This is a genomic window from Shewanella sp. BJSY2023SW007 (assembly GCF_047314525.1).
Lineage (GTDB): Bacteria > Pseudomonadota > Gammaproteobacteria > Enterobacterales > Shewanellaceae > Shewanella > Shewanella chilikensis.
Genome location: NZ_JBKORL010000057.1, coordinates 1 through 17,338, shown reverse-complemented (window position 1 = coordinate 17,338; position 17,338 = coordinate 1). Strand labels below are relative to the sequence as shown.

General features: G+C 51.5%; 17 protein-coding genes. 7 read left to right on the top strand and 10 right to left on the bottom strand.

From position 1 onward, the window contains the following. Positions 1 to 9: 9 nt before the first annotated feature. Positions 10 to 1,125 carry an iron-sulfur cluster carrier protein ApbC gene (apbC, locus tag ACMHXE_RS08815; protein WP_025011170.1) on the bottom strand — a complete coding sequence of 372 codons (1,116 nt, stop codon included), beginning with the start codon at positions 1,123 to 1,125 and terminating at the stop codon, positions 10 to 12. 159 nt (positions 1,126 to 1,284) lie between these two features. Here apbC and metG point away from each other — a divergent pair, with 159 nt between their 5' ends. The 7 genes from metG to ACMHXE_RS08780 all read left to right on the top strand — a co-directional run bounded on the left by metG (position 1,285) and on the right by ACMHXE_RS08780 (position 12,237). Continuing rightward, positions 1,285 to 3,315 (top strand): methionine--tRNA ligase, encoded by a 2,031-nt coding sequence (metG, locus tag ACMHXE_RS08810; protein WP_224867299.1) that lies wholly within the window; start codon positions 1,285 to 1,287, stop codon positions 3,313 to 3,315. Positions 3,316 to 3,465: 150 nt separating this feature from the next. Then, positions 3,466 to 3,891: a hypothetical protein gene (locus tag ACMHXE_RS08805; RefSeq protein ID WP_165565207.1), complete on the top strand. Its 426-nt coding sequence runs from the start codon at positions 3,466 to 3,468 to the stop codon at positions 3,889 to 3,891. Between the two features lie 159 nt (positions 3,892 to 4,050). Continuing rightward, the gene (locus ACMHXE_RS08800; protein WP_165565208.1) at positions 4,051 to 5,073 is read left to right on the top strand and encodes a hypothetical protein; all 1,023 of its coding nucleotides are present in this window, start codon (positions 4,051 to 4,053) and stop codon (positions 5,071 to 5,073) included. Next, on the top strand, positions 5,070 to 5,603 hold the full coding sequence (locus ACMHXE_RS08795; protein WP_101055922.1) for a hypothetical protein: 534 nt from the start codon (positions 5,070 to 5,072) through the stop codon (positions 5,601 to 5,603). The genes ACMHXE_RS08800 and ACMHXE_RS08795 overlap by 4 nt, the downstream gene beginning before the upstream one ends. An 88-nt stretch (positions 5,604 to 5,691) precedes the next feature. Beyond that, positions 5,692 to 6,126, top strand: a complete 435-nt coding sequence (locus tag ACMHXE_RS08790; protein WP_226565478.1) for a hypothetical protein — start codon at positions 5,692 to 5,694, stop codon at positions 6,124 to 6,126. Positions 6,127 to 6,142: 16 nt separating this feature from the next. Next, on the top strand, positions 6,143 to 9,742 hold the full coding sequence (locus ACMHXE_RS08785) for a DEAD/DEAH box helicase (protein ID WP_413732014.1): 3,600 nt from the start codon (positions 6,143 to 6,145) through the stop codon (positions 9,740 to 9,742). A gap of 443 nt (positions 9,743 to 10,185) precedes the next feature. Continuing rightward, positions 10,186 to 12,237 carry a TonB-dependent receptor gene (locus ACMHXE_RS08780; RefSeq protein ID WP_413732012.1) on the top strand — a complete coding sequence of 684 codons (2,052 nt, stop codon included), beginning with the start codon at positions 10,186 to 10,188 and terminating at the stop codon, positions 12,235 to 12,237. A gap of 254 nt (positions 12,238 to 12,491) precedes the next feature. Here the strand turns inward: ACMHXE_RS08780 and ACMHXE_RS08775 are convergent, their stop codons facing one another. The 9 genes from ACMHXE_RS08775 to ACMHXE_RS08735 all read right to left on the bottom strand — a co-directional run bounded on the left by ACMHXE_RS08775 (position 12,492) and on the right by ACMHXE_RS08735 (position 17,237). After that, positions 12,492 to 12,899: a PaaI family thioesterase gene (locus tag ACMHXE_RS08775; protein ID WP_101055918.1), complete on the bottom strand. Its 408-nt coding sequence runs from the start codon at positions 12,897 to 12,899 to the stop codon at positions 12,492 to 12,494. Positions 12,900 to 12,997: 98 nt separating this feature from the next. Next, complete coding sequence (locus ACMHXE_RS08770; RefSeq protein ID WP_101055917.1) at positions 12,998 to 13,339, bottom strand: hypothetical protein; 342 nt, start codon at positions 13,337 to 13,339, stop codon at positions 12,998 to 13,000. Positions 13,340 to 13,446: 107 nt separating this feature from the next. Further along, the gene (locus ACMHXE_RS08765) at positions 13,447 to 13,872 is read right to left on the bottom strand and encodes a DUF6559 family protein (protein WP_165565211.1); all 426 of its coding nucleotides are present in this window, start codon (positions 13,870 to 13,872) and stop codon (positions 13,447 to 13,449) included. A 277-nt stretch (positions 13,873 to 14,149) separates the two neighbouring features. Continuing rightward, positions 14,150 to 14,731 carry a GAD-like domain-containing protein gene (locus tag ACMHXE_RS08760; protein WP_165565212.1) on the bottom strand — a complete coding sequence of 194 codons (582 nt, stop codon included), beginning with the start codon at positions 14,729 to 14,731 and terminating at the stop codon, positions 14,150 to 14,152. Between the two features lie 396 nt (positions 14,732 to 15,127). Next, complete coding sequence (locus ACMHXE_RS08755) at positions 15,128 to 15,433, bottom strand: hypothetical protein (protein ID WP_413732009.1); 306 nt, start codon at positions 15,431 to 15,433, stop codon at positions 15,128 to 15,130. Positions 15,434 to 15,477: 44 nt separating this feature from the next. Beyond that, complete coding sequence (locus tag ACMHXE_RS08750; RefSeq protein WP_025889069.1) at positions 15,478 to 15,771, bottom strand: hypothetical protein; 294 nt, start codon at positions 15,769 to 15,771, stop codon at positions 15,478 to 15,480. A 129-nt stretch (positions 15,772 to 15,900) separates the two neighbouring features. After that, the gene (locus ACMHXE_RS08745; protein ID WP_413732007.1) at positions 15,901 to 16,449 is read right to left on the bottom strand and encodes a hypothetical protein; all 549 of its coding nucleotides are present in this window, start codon (positions 16,447 to 16,449) and stop codon (positions 15,901 to 15,903) included. A gap of 110 nt (positions 16,450 to 16,559) precedes the next feature. After that, entirely contained in the window at positions 16,560 to 16,886 is a 327-nt protein-coding gene (locus ACMHXE_RS08740; protein WP_413732005.1) for a hypothetical protein, read from the bottom strand. Positions 16,887 to 16,955: 69 nt separating this feature from the next. Beyond that, positions 16,956 to 17,237, bottom strand: a complete 282-nt coding sequence (locus ACMHXE_RS08735; protein WP_101055910.1) for a DUF6150 family protein — start codon at positions 17,235 to 17,237, stop codon at positions 16,956 to 16,958. Positions 17,238 to 17,338: the final 101 nt, after the last annotated feature.

The window sequence follows — 17,338 nt, the reverse complement described above, 5'->3', positions numbered from 1 at the left end:
GCGAAAACCTTACTCATCATCTGCTATTGCGATTGAAATACTGCTGTGATTCTTTTGTTTTGCCAGTTGGGCACCCACACGGCGGGCGATATCCCGGTAAATGGCGGCGACTTCACCCTCAGGCGCAGCCACCACAGTCGGCTCACCGTTATCCATATCCTCACGGATATTGATATGCAGAGGTAAGGCACCCAGTAAAGGTACTTGATAACGCTCGGCTATCTTGCTGCCACCGTGAGTACCGAAAGGATGCTCTTTATGGCCACAGGCAGGACAGAGATGGAAACTCATATTTTCCACAATACCGACGACTGGGATGTTCACCTTCTGGAACATAGTGATGCCTTTCTTGGCATCGGCCAGCGCTATATCCTGAGGCGTAGTGACTATCACGGCGCCGCTGACCGGCACTTTTTGTGACAGGGTCAGTTGGATATCCCCCGTGCCCGGAGGCATGTCAATCATCAGGTAATCCAGCTCAGGCCACTGGGTTTCGTTAAGCAGTTGCGCCAAAGCGCCGGCGGCCATAGGGCCACGCCATACCGCAGCCTGATCGTCGGTCAGCATGAAACCTATGCTCTGGGCGCTGATACCGTGAGCCGTGGCGGCTGTCATATGTACACCATCCGGGGACACAGGTCTGAATGTCGGGATCCCCAGCATCAATGGAATGGAGGGGCCATAGATATCGGCATCCAAAATTCCCACCCTGGCACCTTCAGCCGCCAGGGCCAAGGCCAGGTTAACCGCAGTAGTAGACTTGCCCACACCGCCCTTACCGGAAGCAACGGCGATCACCTGCTTCACATTGGGAATAGGGGCAATATTGCCTAGGGCCGAGTAGCTGAAAGGCTCAAAGCCAATCTCACATTCCACCTCGTCGATGGCATCGAGCTTGGACAATTCATTGGTCAGCGCAATCACAGTATCGCGATATTGAGTCTGACAAGGATATGGATACAAGATGGTCAGCAGTAGCCTTTTACCATCCAAATCCAATTTACGAATACAACCGGCATCGACTAAACCCTGGGCCAGGTATGGATCCTGAAACGCATTGAGAATGGCAAGAACCGGACCGAGCAGATCGTCACTGAGACGATAGTCCTGAGAAGCAGAAGACAAAACGCAATCCCCTTTTGATAAATTTCGTCAAGTGTACCAGATAATGACGCGAATATTAGAGTAGAATTAACCCACTCATGTCAGGTTTTGATGAAAAAGCCGGATTAATCGGTTAGTATCTATGCCATTCTTTCAGGGCCTAGATTTAACAGAGAAAAGATGGCAACTACACAACGTAAAATCCTTGTTACCAGCGCGCTTCCATATGCCAACGGTCCCATTCACTTGGGCCACATGCTCGAGTACATTCAAACAGATATCTGGTCCCGCTTCCAAAAACTCCGTGGCCATGAGTGTCATTATATCTGTGCCGATGATGCCCACGGTACACCTATCATGCTCAAGGCTCAGCAGATGGGGATCCAACCCGAAGAGATGATCGCCAAGGTCAATCAAGAGCATCAGCAGGATTTTGCCGAGTTCAATATTGCCTTTGACAACTATCACAGCACTCACAGCGAAGAGAACCGTCAGCTGGCCAGCGAGATCTACCTCAAACTGCGCGACAACGGCTATATCAAGAGCAAGACTATTTCCCAACTGTTCGATCCGGAAAAGTCCATGTTCCTGCCGGACAGATTCGTCAAGGGCACCTGCCCCAAGTGTAAGTCTGAAGACCAATACGGCGACAACTGTGACGCCTGTGGCGCCACCTACAGCCCAACCGAGCTGATCAATCCGCGCTCGGCGGTATCCGGTGCCACACCGGTCATGAAAGAGACAGAGCACTTCTTCTTCGATCTGCCCGCCTTTGAAACCATGCTCAAGGAGTGGACCCATTCAGGTTCACTGCAGAGTGAAATGGCCAACAAGCTGGATGAATGGTTCGAGCAAGGTCTGCAGCAGTGGGATATCACCCGTGATGCGCCCTACTTTGGTTTTGAGATCCCCGATGCGCCGGGCAAATACTTCTACGTTTGGCTCGATGCGCCTGTGGGCTACATGGGCTCATTCAAGAACCTCTGCGACAAGCGCCCGGAGCTGAACTTTGACGAGTTCTGGCATGCCGACTCAAAGGCCGAGGTGTATCACTTCATCGGCAAAGACATTGTCTATTTCCACAGTCTATTTTGGCCGGCCATGCTCAAAGGTGCCGGCTACCGTCAACCTAGCAGTGTCTATGCCCACGGCTATGTCACGGTCAACGGCGCCAAAATGTCCAAGTCCAAGGGCACCTTTATCAAGGCCCGCACTTACCTGGATCATCTGGATCCTGAGTATCTGCGCTACTACTACGCAGCCAAGCTCTCCAGCCGCATTGACGATCTGGACTTGAACCTGGAGGACTTTGCCGCCAGAGTCAACTCGGACCTGGTCGGTAAACTGGTTAACCTGGCGAGCCGCACCGCCGGCTTTATCGTCAAGCGTTTTGACGCCAAGCTGGCCAAAGTGGAAGACAATAGCCTGGCCGAGTCCTTCCTGGCCAAACAGGAACTGATCGCCGAGCTGTATGAAGGCCGCGAATACGGCAAGGCGATGCGTGAAATCATGGCGCTGGCCGATGTCGCCAACGCTTACGTTGCCGATGAAGCTCCTTGGCAGTTGGTGAAAAACGAAGAAACCCTGGCCCGCGCCCATCAGGTATGCTCAGTGGCGCTGAATTTATTCCGTATTCTGGTGACTTATCTCAAGCCGGTTCTGCCACGCTTGGCCACCGATGTTGAAGCCTTCCTCAAGCTGGAACTCACTTGGAGTGGCTTGGCACTGGATATGGCCGGTCACGAAATCAACCCGTTCAAGCCCATGATGCAACGCATCGAGCTCGATAAGGTGAGCGCCATGGTGGAAGCCTCCAAGGAAAGCCTCAAGGCAACCGAGGATACGCCCAAGGCCTGCAGCCCATTGGCGGATGACCCTATCAGCCCAACCATAGAGTTTGACGACTTTGCCAAGCTGGATCTGCGGATTGCACTTATCAAGAAGGCCGAGCATGTGCCTGAAGCCAACAAGCTACTGAAATTACAGCTGGATCTCGGCGGCGAAACCCGTCAGGTATTTGCCGGTATCAAGTCGGCTTATGCCCCGGAAGATCTCGAAGGCAAACTGACAGTAATGGTAGCCAACCTGGCTCCTCGCAAGATGCGCTTTGGTCTGTCTGAAGGCATGGTGCTGGCCGCGGGCCCGGGTGGCAAGGAGCTGTGGATCCTTGAGCCCCATGAAGGTGCTCAGCCAGGCATGAGAGTCAAATAAACTCACATCCATAAATCACCCAAGGCCACATCTGTGGCCTTTTTATTGGATCTGCTTGGCTAAATTAGCAATGAGAGTTTGATAACTTGATGTCTCTGATGTCTTTGGTTACCCTCTCTGCACAAATAACAGCCTTAAAGGAAGGATCCTATGGCTGAATCCCCCTCCCATATAATGCTGGAAGAAACAGTAAAATTCCCCATCCGCCAAGCGGTATGGAGCGCACTGTCAGACTTGTTTCTTGATACCGATGTCACTCTGCACTACCCCGGCATTATCCGGGTATGTGCTCTTTCCCCTTATTCTCTAAAAGAACTGGAGCATATTCTCTATCGGGAAGTTGCGCCCGTTTGTGGCCCCAATTTATTCGACGTCTGTGGTGAGTGGGCGGGCTTCGATGAACAGTGGCTCAAGGAGCAAATCTTACTGCAACTCAACAATTCTCCCAATCTTTGGCAAAGAATGAAGCAGCACTTGGCAGAACGAATGTTCAATGATTATTTAGCACCTCACTGGCAACTGCTATCGGCGCAGATCCATAGTAGGCGCAATAACACACTCGCTGACAAGCTTTGAAATCATATTGAATCAATTTTATGCAAGCTGTTGCATATATTAATATTTTTTTCAAAAAAACACTCAATATCTGGTTTTTTATTTCAACTTTCGTGTTAAGGTTTGCGCCGTCTCTCATGACATAAACCTCCAGCTCAAACAGATAAGTAAGATCCAACAGTGGCCCATACAAATAGCCTTCCAGCCCCTTTGAATATTCTTCTGCCCATGCGTCGTTATCGGTTGAGCTTTCGTCATCAGCAGTTGGAGATCCTGGGTAAGGTCTCACGTTTTTTACTGCAATCTTTTACCTTATACGGTGTAACCCAGGAACAGATCCAGCAAGTTACCGCACTGACAAGCTCACAACTGACGCCATTGCTCGAACGTTTATGTGCACTCGGCTGGCTGGAAGATGATCTGCGCCAATTGACCCCACAAGGGAGTCAAATGGCACTGGCTTGTGAGCTGACCGAGCTGAAATTTGTGCTGTGGCTTGATGTGATGGATCCGCAACTCAATCCCGTTTGGTGCCACGATGAACAACTATTATTGAAAAATAACCCCTCCGAACCCTGGATGACCTTGAGAGAGTACGAAACAGACTGGAATATTCAGCAGGTGCTGCAACAGCAAAGACTGAACCGCCGATTGGCCTCCAGCCTGGAAAATCAAGGGGAGCTAACCGAGCTGATGCAACAGCTTTGTCCGACCAAGTATCACAGGATGCTGCAGGAGCAGCGTACTGCCTGGCAGCCACAGCTTGAGATTATCGGCGATGAAACAGAGCTTAGTTATGCCTGGGTCGAGCTTGATAGCGAAACATCATTAACTTCGGAAAAACGCGGCACACTGCTATTAAAAGCCCCGACACTCGAATATCAGGCTAATTACACTGTGCCGCCCCTGCTCGATTCAACACTGGCAACTCCCCCACCCAGTCGACTCCACTTGTGCCAGTTGAGCGGCGCCATTATTAACACCAGCGAGCGAGTCGAAGGCAACGCTAGTTGGCCCAAGAGCGCTGAAAAGCCCATAAGCGAACTGTTGCAGGTCATCGGCGCGAAAGAGGAGTCCCTTGATACCGGCATTAGTCGTCACATTACTCTGAACCAGAGCCTGCGCCCACTGCGACTCGACAAGCCGCAGCTGATGGCGGCACTCAAGGCACAATTTGAAACCTCGTTGGAGCCAAACCAATGAAAACTGTTTCACTGTTTGCCAGTAAAACCCTGGAAATTGGCAGTGCCCGGCAGGCGAGGCTCTACCAGGCTGGCCGAATAGGTTACCAACTGATGCGCGGCGCCAAAGGGGTTAACCCTGTATTGGTGTGGGTCGATGCCGCCATTTCGGTACTTGACTGCCTCAACTCCTATTTTAAGCTGCAGCGTGCCAAAGAAGTCACCGAGCAGTTGCAAGCACAAAAACGTACGTTGCAGCATCAACTCAAAAACCTCAGCAAACAGATGGCACTGGAGCAAACGCTCTGGCAAATGGAGGCCGAGGAGCGCATGACACTGCTGCAACACAGATTACAGCACGACAATCACCTGACGACTCAACTTGTCGCAGAACTACAGAGTCGCCGCCAGAGTCTGGAGCTATTTCTTGGACAGTTGCAGCATCTGAGAAGTACCGCTCGCCGTGAATGTCCAGAGCTCAGACGACTCAGCAGACTGACCGATGAGTTAATGAAGGCACAACTCTTGTGCTTGGTCGGCGCTTTTGAGTAACACCAAGCTTAGTTAACGATTTGCGATTCATTATCGTCAACCCTAGTCACCTAAATCAAGGCTATTGAAGTTCAGAGGGCACACACAAATGAAAACTCCCAGCCGAATTAACACCAAGTCCCCGGCCAAACCACAAAGTAAAACCCCGGAGCTAAGCGGCGCAGAAGTCGTTGCACTAGCCAAAGAGGCGGTCAGTGCTTATCAGAGTTACAACCAACTGGAAACTGCCAGAGCGGAAACTGAAAGAGTAAAAACCGAAGCGTTAAAAGAGATAGAGCTGTCCGACAACGAATTACGTCAGGCGCAACTCAAACACCAGGAGCGCAGTCAGGAAATCGCCCTCGACAGGCTCAAGGCCGACAATGAACATCAACTCAATGAACAGGCCCATCAACGCTGGCAACAGGATCATCAAAGTCGCGAGCAGACGATTGAGATTTTGCGCCATAAGGTGAGTTTGGGTGAAGCCAGCGATGAAGAATATCAGCTGCTGCAACTGTTGCATAAATTGCCGAACCTTTAATCCAGGAGTTTATTGAGTGCTGCCAGCCATCATCATAGGCATAGGGGTTACTGTCACAGCAACTGCGACCGCTTGGTTGTTCGATAGAGCCACAGCTAAAGAACATCAGCGCCACGACGAGTTGCGCGGAGACATAGACGCTCTCAATTGGCGTTATAGCAGTATGGCGGCAGAGCACGACAGGCAGCAAGCTCTACAGTTGAGTCAATCGTTGCAGCAACTCTGCTCCAAAATGGAAGCTCAATATTATGAGCTGCTGAATAAAGTCAGCCTGATAGACGCCGAACTCCAACTGCTACCCGAGCAAATAGCCACAGAGCTCAATGATGAGGGGCTCAGCCCCTATCGGCGCCGGGCGCTGCAGCAAAGTTATTGTCAGGTAGAAGATGCCCGCAGCCGCCTGGTTGCCTACAAAGACTATCTCGACTGGTATCTGGCACAACTCAAAGCCGTGCGGGATACGCTCGACACCGAACCTTCAGTATCTGAACTCAAAAAACGCCTGGATGAGCTTACGCCACCGAGCCCGACCTTACCCGCAGAATGGCTCTATGTCGGGAAAGTGGTGCTGGTAGAGCAAGATGAACTGGATAAAGACCTGCCCTTCAACAGCAGGCTGCATCTTGGCAATAACCTGGGCTTGCAGGGCTGGAGCAACGACCTGCAGCGCAAGCTGTTTTTCAGCTATGACGATCCACAAGCCATTCCGCTGCAAATAACTCGCCAACGCAGCGGCAAAAATGGCACCCGGTTATTCTATGCCTGTGTCGCCAGAGGTGTCGCCTGGGTAGAGGCGATAATGTCTGCCAGGCCAATGGCATTCGAAATTGAACGCCGGGTAGCCAAAGGTTATCTGGCCCATACTCAAGGCAAGGCCATATCCGCCTTTCTGCCAAGGCAGATGACCCCCAACCCCATGTTGGAACTGCTACCGGGCCAACAGATACAAGCCTGGCCAGAGCTTTACAACCTGACGCTGGATGCAAGTCCCGGCCAGCAGCAATCCCGGGGAAGAATTCAACTCAATATGCTGGACACGGCCGAACTCGGCGGCACAGATGAAGGCTCACTCTATCTTTACCTGCCTTCAGAGCTATTTTCTGAGCAGGAGCTCATGGCGCTGCGGGCGGATGATCCAACGCCCTGGCGCTTGCTCCATTCCGATATGGAACAGGACAGTGGTGACTTACGACTGGCCCGCCACACTCTGGCGCTGAACTGCCAAATTGATACCAAGCAAGCCTGTTTGCGGGTCAGCGATGTCGAAGACTTTGAAGACAGAGGTCAGGGGTATGAGCTGCCCTTTATGTTGATCCCGGCAGACAGTGCTCTTGAGTCCAGTGTGCTGGCCAATCCGGATGGTATCAGTGCCCTTGTCGCCTTTATCAACCACTTGAGCAGCAGTGAAGCCGACAGCCAGACGCGGATGGCGCAACTGAAGATGCTGGGTCAGTGGCAAAGCGTACTCGATTATCAGCAGGCGCAGTTGGATATCACCTTGGTGGGACAAGCCGACAAGCTGCAGGAGCAAGAGCAGGACTTACTGCTGCACTTTATCGTCGATGACAGTCAGCACCAGCTGCTGGCGGATTTCAAAGCCGGGTTCAAAGCGCAGCAAAGCAGTGGTTTTTCGCCTCGTTGCACCCTCGAATACTGGGGCGAAACCGCCGCAGGCGAATTTGTCTGGCTCAATCCCCTTCCCGCCCGGCAACAAAACCGCCTCGAAGTGACTATCGATTCCGATAGTATGCAGCTGAGGCTACCGCAAAAATGGGCCCAAGAGCTGCAATCCACTCAGGTCGGTGCAACAAAAACATGCCTGCGGCTCAGTCTCAAGCTGTTTGACGACGCGCTTCAGCGACAACAAGCGGCTTTGGATGCATTTCGTAACGATGCCTTGGTCGAGCCCAGGCTAAAGCAGATACTTCTGGCACCGGGCAGCTATACACCGCAACAGGATCCATTCTGGCAACACAGATTGCGCGAAGATCTTTGCTGGCAAAATACCCAACTGACCGAACGCCAGAAGCAGGTTATCCGCACAGCACTCAGTGAGCAGTATCTTGCTCTGATCCAGGGGCCACCCGGTACCGCCAAGACCACTTGCATAGTGGAGATGCTGCACCAGATTTTCCACCATAGTCCAGAGACCCGGGTATTATTGGTATCGCAGCAACATGCGGCGGTAGACAACGCCCTGGCACGCTTTATTGATTTACACCAAGCCTTGCTGGAGCAGCAAGATGTACGGCTATTGAGAATTGGGGCCGATGACAAGGTCAGTGGCAAACTCAGCGACTACACCATTAAACAAAAACTGAATGACTTTGAACAGCGAAGTCGCCGCAGTGCCCTGGCCTGTACAACCGAAGCCGAACCTTTGCCTGAGCTGGCTCACCGTTGGCTTTACGGCGTTTTGGGCGCAGAGCAGGAACAACAAAGGCTTGATAAAGAGCTCAACTGGATGTTACTGGCAGATCATAATCTGGTTGGCGCGACTTGCGTTGGACTGGCCTCCAGACGTCAAAGCATAGATCAGCTCAGGTTCGACCTCGTGATCATTGATGAAGCCGGTCGCTCCACGGTACCCGAACTCATGATCCCTCTGCTCAGAGCCCGCAAGGTGATACTGATTGGCGATCATTTCCAACTGCCTCCCAGCGTTGCGCCGCTACTGCAAACAGATGAAGCCAATGACGAATTACCCTTTTTGAACGAATGTTTCCTGGAAACCAGTTTCTTTGAAGGCCTATATGAACAACTGCCGCCCACAAGCAAAAGCTTTTTGGCTGAACAGTTCAGAATGCCGGAAAAGATAGGCGATCTGGTCGCCGAGCTCTTTTACAGCCCGGACGGTGAGCGACAACTGTTCAACGGCCGACAACTGAATGAACAAGACTTCGTCCTGCCGCACACCTTGATTTGGAAAGATGTCGCCGGTCAACAGCAACAAGAAGGCACCAGTAAGTACAATCGCGAAGAAGCCGAGGCGATAGTCACCTTTATCAAGAATCTGGCAGACAAAAATAATCTCCCGGAAAACACCACTGAGAGCCGGGTGACTCATCAGCCTGCCACGCCTCTGGGCATCGCCGTCATCACCCCTTATGGCGCCCAAAAACGACTGATCCGTGCCCTGATGAGCGAGTTATCATCGCCCGCGGCAAGTGGGGAATATCGCCTGGGTCAGTTCAATATCCGCATTAATACAGTGGACAGCTTTCAAGGCAGCGAAGATGAGATAGTCTGTTATTCCACAGTGCGAACCCGGGGCAACCTGCGCTTTATTCTCGACTGGAAACGACTCAATGTGGCCTGCTCCCGCGCCAAGCAAAGCCTGCTCTTCTTCGGCGATCTCGAGTTTCTGAGTCGCCCTGGCGCCGCCGGGAAACACAGAAACCTGTTTGCCGAAGTGATAGCCAGAATTCCCAAACATTGCCGATTACGAAGAAAACCGGATGCCGAAGGCAAAAGCCCAAGACAAGCTACAGGCAAAAAAGCGACACATTCACCCAATAGACCAATGGGAAAACCGTCAAAGAATCGGCCTCCCAATGATAAACAATCAAGGCATAAACGGCACAAACGCGCGCCCAAGACCGAGCAGACGGTTTAATAGCTGTCTGTTCTCCTTGGGCCTGGCCCGAAATGGAGTTCGGGCGCCAAACGACTATACCCCCCTCAGGTAAGCCATGCTCACTTATCCGGAGTGTGGCCTTCAAGTAGCCGTAAACCTCAACTGCGCCCGGTTAATTGTAAAGGCCGGATTATCAAAGCGGCGGCAAGCCTTTTGTTCATATCTTCCCTCAAAGAGCAAACTTAACCCTGGCAACTCACCTTGTGAGCGCTCAGATACTTGCCCCATCTATTCCAACGTCTGCGGCCACTCATTTCGTGTATCCATTTTGTCCCGGTTAGATAAAAGTACCCCTGCATTCGATCACATTTTATCAAATGATAATAATTATCACTTGCGATCGTAATTTCATATCTATAAATTTGCCCCCACTTAACGCTTATTTTCTCAATCACTTCATTTGTTAATCAGGACAGATACTCATGCCTAGCTACACGTTTAAGCTCAACGCCCTGCTGCTCGCTATGCTGGCATCACCGGCCTTTGCCGACGATGCTGTCGAGCGCGGAAATCAATCAATCGAAAAAATTGTCGTTTTGGGGGAAAAGACAGAGAAATCATTGAAAGACGTGAGTTCATCTGTATCTGTCATCACGGAAGAGCAGCTTAAGACACTGCAATACCTGTCGGTGCACGACGCCATCTCTGAAATCCCCAACCTGGTAGTGCTGTCCGGGCAGATGCCCAATATCCGTGGGGTTTCCGGTAACGGCGCCGCCACCGGCTTTAGTGGGGTTTCCGGCGGCGCCAAGACCCGGGTATCTACCATAACCGACGGAGTGGCAGAACCTTTTATGGCGGATTTGACCGGCGATACCGGCATGTGGGGCATAGAGCAGATTGAAGTGTTTCGTGGTCCCCAATCCACCAGCAATGGCCGCAACAGCATAGGCGGTGCCATGTTTATCAAGACCAAGGATCCGACTTTTGACTGGCAGGGTGCCGCTCGGGTGGGTTATCGCAGCGAGAGCCAATATATAGACTCGGCCGCCGCTATCTCCGGCCCTTTGATTGAAGATGAGCTGGCCTTTCGCCTGTCGGCGCAGCATACCGATGGTGAAACTTACGCCAACCCTGTTATCCATGAAGCTAACCCGCCTGGCTTTGATCTGAATAAGCTCAACACAGACAGAATAAGAGCCAAACTCCTGTGGGAGCCCGCAGCTATTGACGGCCTCAAGGCCATGCTCAGCTATTCCAAAAACCATGAGCGCGGCAACACGGGACGGCAATACTTCAGTGGTGACGATCCCTGGAAGTATCAGCCCATCAACCCCAGAAACATGGACACTGAATCAGATACCGGCAGCATCAAGCTGGACTACAGGATCAGTGACAATTTCTCGGTCGACTTCTTGCTGGCCAGAATGAACTACAACTGGGTGATGGATACTTATGACAAGGATCCTGCTACCGAGCAAGTGGTGAGTATGAAGGAGTCCAACACCACGGCTGAAACCAAGCTGCATTTTGGCCTTAGCAGCGAACTCTACAGCGGCTTTATCGGCCTCTACTATTTCAAGCGCGATCAAGACTTCAACAGTATCGGTGGTTCGGTTTATCGCGGCGACGACAATAGTGACTCCAAGGCGGTTTTCGGCGAATTTACCTATAACTTCACCGACGACTTCAGGATCACTGCCGGAGGCCGGGTCGAACGGGAATCCCAGCTGCGTAACTTCTGGATGAAGCAGCCGCAAACGCCCATAGAAGACACCCTGGACAACAGCAAGACCATCAAGTTGCCCAAGCTGGTGCTGCAATACGATATCAATGCCGAGACCACAGTCTCCTTAAGCGGTCGCCGTGGCTACAACGCCGCCGGTGCGGCGATAGGCTTTCCGGAGAATGAGTTCTACTTCTACGATGAAGAGTACGTTAACGCCTATGAACTTGGGCTGAGAACCAGCCTGGATGGCGGTAATATCAACCTGAGCGCCAACCTGTTCTACAACGACTACGATGGATATCAGGCCACAGGTTCTGCCAGACGGGTTATCAACATGGACAAGGTGATTACCTATGGTGCCGAGTTTGAAGCCTCAGCCATGCTGACCCGGGATCTGCGCCTGCACGGCGGCCTTGGGCTGTTGAGTTCGGAAATCAAGGAACCTGGAGAAGGTTATGCCTCTGCCAAGGGCAATGAACTGGATTCGGCCCCCTCAAGGACCGCCAATCTCGGTGCCCAGTATTGGCTGACAGATCAGCTTACCTTCAGTGTCTCCGCCAACTATGTCGGTGAGTACTATGGTGACTTTGAGAACACAGAGGAACGAGTTGCCGGTGACTATGTGCTGGCACGTATGTCGCTCAATTATGAGACAGACAACTGGATCTTCAACGCCTTCGTCAACAACGCCTTTGATGAGAAAGCCGTGTTGAGTCGCTCTCCGGCAGCCCGTAACTACCCGGATGGCTATGCGGCGATAGTCGATCCCCGTAACTTTGGGGTCTCTGTCACCTACCAGTTTTAGCCTTAGATAAGCCAAAAGGCTCCAAAAGGAGCCTTTTTAATTTTATTGAAGCCGTTTCATGACTGAGTCGCAAACTAGATGAAGTAGGCAAGCACCTATCCAGAAAATACTTGGTCAGGTTGCAGATACTCCCTGGATGCCGAAGGCCCAAAAAACAATACATCACAGTTATCGAGTTCGGCATTGAACAGGACCAAAGCCCGAGGAAGGATAGAGTCACAAGGGCTGCAACAATTTTTGAATGGAGTTAGCGGCTAGTTCGTCGGCGGAATGGAATAAGTGCCCACGGCATGAGCCACAACTTCGCTGTGTCCATCTGAAAACACAGACACTTCGGCAATCGCCAGGGATTTACCCAGTTTCAGCAGCCTACAATCGGCAACTATGTCACACTCGGCGCTGGGTTTACGCAGGAAGTTGATATTCAGGTTAGTGGTTACCGCCAGAGGCACTATGCCTATTTCCCCCAGCAAGGCGACATAGATGGCAATATCCGCCAGCTCCATCATGGTCGGCCCAGAGACAGTACCACCGGGGCGCAAGTGCGCCTGAGTTATCGGCTTACGCACTCTAGCCGACTTATCTCCCAGATGTTCAATCACAATGCCGCTATGTGGCAGCTCGCGTTCGATAAAAGCTTGCAGCTCGGCGATAGTCACCATCTAAACCTCCTTGATTGTTAGGCCACTCTTGCGGGTATCGATGGGCTATGGGTATCACTTGGGCATTAACAGCCTCTGGTTTAGCCATATTTGCCCTTCTACTCCTGTTTGGTCGTGGGCTTTGATACCGCTTTTAATTGTTGCCGCCGTTTAAGCTCCCGCCCCTGAAGGGTAAATATCAACCAAACCAACAGCAAAGGCAGCATTGGGACTATCCCCCAAAGCAAATCCACAGAGCTTGCCACCAAGGTGTATTTAAGCTGATATACCGGCACCAACACCCAAAGGGGATAGCTGTAAAACAACCCTCGCACCAGACGCATAGACAAACTGCGATGCAGCTCGGCGCCGGGAAGCGAGGCAAACATCAAGGCAAACCAGCCCAAAACGCCCGTCAGCAGCGCAAAACCCAGCACAAGCTGGATCAATAGTTCCGGCATTGCCCTCTCCCTGCGTATAAGCTTCTCATTCTTTGACCCGGTTTACGACATTCGCCGAACGAACCGTCAACCAAGAGAAGTTATCACTGAAGCAAAGACCAACTAGCTTAATCACCGCCAGAATCATACCCCGGATCCGCAGCGGCGGCTTCCGCTGCACTATGGCCTGTACAGGCATCATGCAGGCAAGCGACAGAAAAATCCTGTGGCCGACCAAAGATAACCTCCGCAGCTTCCCTTCTCAGTTGACCATAGTCCGGCTCACTGGGACCTTGAGTTATGGATGGTTGCATCGAAATACGGGAAAACTCGGCCGGTGAGCAGTACATGGCATAGGCATAATATTCGTTGGTCGAAATCCTGCCATTGCTATCACAGGCTTTAGGAGGACGCCCGAGCTTTTGTCTGATTAAGGCCCTTTCCAGCTGATTTCTGGAATAATATCTCTTCTTGCCATAATGCTTTAGCAAATCCCTGGATAGCTTACGGGCATATTGCCTTATTTTTCGTTTTCGAAACAAATGGGCAAACATAAGAACTCTCTGCTTGGCTCACTTTTCCACTATATCGATTTATCTATCCGGCGTTTTGTCCCACTTGCTGCTCGGCACCACAGAACAGATATGGTGCGGCAAATCAGTTGATGATTATGCAACAACCCAGCGCGAGCGTAACAACGCCAAGCATGGAGGGGGAATCGATAAACATGGCCCAGTGCGCCGACAAAACCAGCTTGCCGAGCGTATACAAACAGACCCGGCAGTAAACTATGACCGCTACCCGGTTCAATTTCTCATCCTGCTCTCGCGGTTAGGCTTCCAGTGCCAACTGCAGCAAGAAGTCCAGTTGCACTCTGGCATCGCCTCTTTGAGTCTTATCAGCGGCAGGCTCTCCCCCGAGACGCAGTGCCGGGGTGTAAAAGTAGATCTGGTTCGGCTGCAGCTTGCCTTGCTGATCACTGACTTGTTGAAGTTCCTTCTTCCTGAAGAAGCTGGTTTGCACTTCATCGTCACAACACCAGTCATTGAAGAAGTCTTCCATGCTCCAGGTGAGCACATCTGTCTGCGAAGTGTGGGGATCGATAAAGGCGATATCTTCATCCCCTTCATCGCTAAGGAGCCGATAATAAAAAATGTCGCCAAAACAGCTGATAGCGAACGGGATGCGACTCATGTCTTCATCCAACATCAGCCAGCCCCAGAGATTGTCCAGGTATTCATCCGGATCAATAAGTTGGATTAAACCATCACCATAGTGGCCAAAGCCATGTTGTTGCCACAGTTCCAATAAGCACTCGGGCAAATGGTCCCGATATTTGGCAAGAGTTGGCGCCGATACTGATTTGATATCTGCGCCGGGTGGCAGATGCTCTATAAAAGATTGCAGAAGCATTGAGGTAAAATTCCTTTTCCTATCAGAATAACTGTCACAAAACCTTGGGTTTTCCGTGACCTTGTTTTGAAAGCCTTTAGGTATCGGCATGAAGCCTGGGCAAGGCCGTATTCGATTATGCGGCCTTTGATAGCATGATTGCAATCCCGAGAGACACACCAGCTATTCGCTGAGCCCCAAAAATCGCCGCAACAGTATGAGTATTTTTCCGGAAATATCTTCCGATAACAAAGCCCACCACCATAAGTCAGGCTGTCACTGCCGAATTCGTTCATCACAGCAAGCTACTGCCCGCTACTTCAATAACGGCCTCGAGGTCATCGCCCTCGGTTTGCTTAAATACGGCTTGCACGGCTTTCCTGATAAAATCTCATTTTGAGGCTGTTTCTCTGGTAGTCACTGCTCAGCTTCTTTAGCCGCCAGCCATTCACGTTCCGCGGTATTGGCCAACTCCCCCAGTTGACGGAGCTGATCCCGCCCCTGGAAACTGGAGCGTGCCCCCTTGAGGATAGGTACTGCATATTGAATATTCCGGGCCAGTTGCTCGAGAAATAGATTGCCGGAGCGGCGATACTCTGCCACTTCCCGCTCATTGAGCTGGATCATAAAGCGGTTGCTATGTCGGCAAAGCACATCCAGATATAACAGCCCTTCATGCTCCAACAGGTACCATTGCCCTTGAGCCATCGTCAGTACTTTCATACCCAGCTCCCGACTATGCCGCTTTTACCGAAAGAGGCACAAAATTACAGCAGCGTAAGCCACTCTGAGGTATCTGCCAGAATAAACTCATAACGCTTGCCATCATTGAGAATGACCCGCAGCGCATCTGCCGATATGGGGAAAATACCGCCGCCAGTAGCCAGACACTTTTCTACCGCGCAGATATCATCGCGCTTGAGTGTATAGGGCCCCAGCCCCAGTTGCTGATTGAAAGGCACAAACTTGAGTTCATTGCCGGTCAAGGAGATTTTGCCATCGGCTTTGGCCACTCCATTCTGCACTGTAGTCATTGACGATTTGATCAGTTCTGCTGCCATCCTTGCTTCCTCTTGGGTGATGCCTTGCTTCCTTAAGGCCTTGTTGGCATAAGCCATCAATAATGTTCAAACTACCCCAATAAATGGGATTTGTCATCCCGATGAACGGGCACTGCTGCACTGCAGGGCTCAGGCGATAGCCTCTGGCAGGATGATCTCCGGCGCGCCAAAACAGTGAAGATAGCCATCAATAATGGCCAGCGCGTCTTCATCCGAGCAGAGATAAACGGGCAAACCATGCCGCTTAGCCAATTGCTTTGCACGCTGTTTTTGGCTGAGGCCATGGGATTGATCTCGGCTCTGCGAATGAACCACATGGGGCACAAATAAGAGATGTCCGGATGCAGCATAACTCTTGAGTTTCTGCTGTTGATTGCGGCTATGCAATCCATGTAAAAAACGGTAAGTATCCCCGCCAGAGAGATGCACTAAAGGCTTATCCAGCAACGTCTGCATCGCAGTGTCATTAAAGCCCTGTTCAAAATCCAGGTAGGTGTTGAGACCTATGCCAAGGCCTTGATAAAAAGCCTGTGTTGGCCGGTAGAAATCTTCCTCGGGGTCAGGCTCTGAACCTATGTAACCACCGACTTGTCCTTTAAGCCCCAAAGCCTCAATAACAAACGCTAGCGCCTTATGGCCGATTGCGCTTTGGTGATTACTGAGCAGCAGTAGATTCATATTTTTTCGCTCCTTGAAAGTCGGCAGTTTCTTACAACACCCAGAGTTTCCCGCTCACAACCTCAACAGCCATTCGCGCCGTGATTGATAAAGTTCTTCAGCCCAAGACATCAGCGCAGGGAGTCAAAAGCAGCCAGCAGTGCTTCATCTTCTCTTTCTAACAGGCATTCGCCAATCTCATCTATGGGTAACGTAGCGCTGCGGGACAACAGCTTAAGGGCTTCAATATGCTCAAGAGTCAGTTCATGCTCGGTAAGCAAGAACGACCAATCGAAACTGTCGACAAGCGCCTGCTCGACACCATCGGCATACAGCTGGTTAAACCTTTTTGGGTTGTGACCGAAGATCAACGCCGCCAAGCAAGCATAATCTCCGAATTCACTGTCATCATCAAAGCAGTAATCCAACGCTATGCCCCGACTTAGCAACGCAGCCAAGGCTGTTTTCCAATATCCATTCTTTCACCTTCCCGACGTCCTTTTTACCTGGATTTAGACGCAGCTCGGTTACAAACGGCCTTTGAGCGGGTGCTGGGTTTGCCAACCGCTGGCTCCGCGGCTGCTGACAAAATACACCAGCAGATCAGCTGCGCTGCGATGGCTGACCCAATGAATGAGTGATGTGGCCGTTGAGCGGCTCGCCACCTGACACCAGAGGCTATCCTGATTGTGCGTAGCGCCGCGGCTGTCGACTCGATAAACCAATAGATCGGCGGCCGCGCGGGAGCTGACTTCATGTACCAACACCTTGGCCGCTCCCCGAACCTGAACCTCATAAATAAGTGCCATAAAACCTCCCGCGAATTCAACTCCGAAGTGCACCACTCGCTAAATTAGGCTGCCTTGCGTAATTCATTGAATACCGCAATAGGTTGCCTGAAGCCGAGGCA

What these genes read in the sequence shown, in the direction of transcription:
- ACMHXE_RS08770 (WP_101055917.1), bottom strand. Translation starts at nt 13,339, where the DNA reads ATGCCGGAACTATTGATCCAGCTTGTGCTGGGTTTTGCGCTGCTGACG.
- ACMHXE_RS08780 (WP_413732012.1), top strand. Translation starts at nt 10,186, where the DNA reads ATGCCTAGCTACACGTTTAAGCTCAACGCCCTGCTGCTCGCTATGCTG.
- ACMHXE_RS08735 (WP_101055910.1), bottom strand. Translation starts at nt 17,237, where the DNA reads ATGGCACTTATTTATGAGGTTCAGGTTCGGGGAGCGGCCAAGGTGTTG.
- ACMHXE_RS08755 (WP_413732009.1), bottom strand. Translation starts at nt 15,433, where the DNA reads ATGAAAGTACTGACGATGGCTCAAGGGCAATGGTACCTGTTGGAGCAT.
- ACMHXE_RS08760 (WP_165565212.1), bottom strand. Translation starts at nt 14,731, where the DNA reads ATGCTTCTGCAATCTTTTATAGAGCATCTGCCACCCGGCGCAGATATC.
- ACMHXE_RS08805 (WP_165565207.1), top strand. Translation starts at nt 3,466, where the DNA reads ATGGCTGAATCCCCCTCCCATATAATGCTGGAAGAAACAGTAAAATTC.
- ACMHXE_RS08795 (WP_101055922.1), top strand. Translation starts at nt 5,070, where the DNA reads ATGAAAACTGTTTCACTGTTTGCCAGTAAAACCCTGGAAATTGGCAGT.
- ACMHXE_RS08750 (WP_025889069.1), bottom strand. Translation starts at nt 15,771, where the DNA reads ATGGCAGCAGAACTGATCAAATCGTCAATGACTACAGTGCAGAATGGA.
- ACMHXE_RS08790 (WP_226565478.1), top strand. Translation starts at nt 5,692, where the DNA reads ATGAAAACTCCCAGCCGAATTAACACCAAGTCCCCGGCCAAACCACAA.
- ACMHXE_RS08765 (WP_165565211.1), bottom strand. Translation starts at nt 13,872, where the DNA reads ATGTTTGCCCATTTGTTTCGAAAACGAAAAATAAGGCAATATGCCCGT.
- ACMHXE_RS08745 (WP_413732007.1), bottom strand. Translation starts at nt 16,449, where the DNA reads ATGAATCTACTGCTGCTCAGTAATCACCAAAGCGCAATCGGCCATAAG.
- ACMHXE_RS08775 (WP_101055918.1), bottom strand. Translation starts at nt 12,899, where the DNA reads ATGGTGACTATCGCCGAGCTGCAAGCTTTTATCGAACGCGAGCTGCCA.
- metG (WP_224867299.1), top strand. Translation starts at nt 1,285, where the DNA reads ATGGCAACTACACAACGTAAAATCCTTGTTACCAGCGCGCTTCCATAT.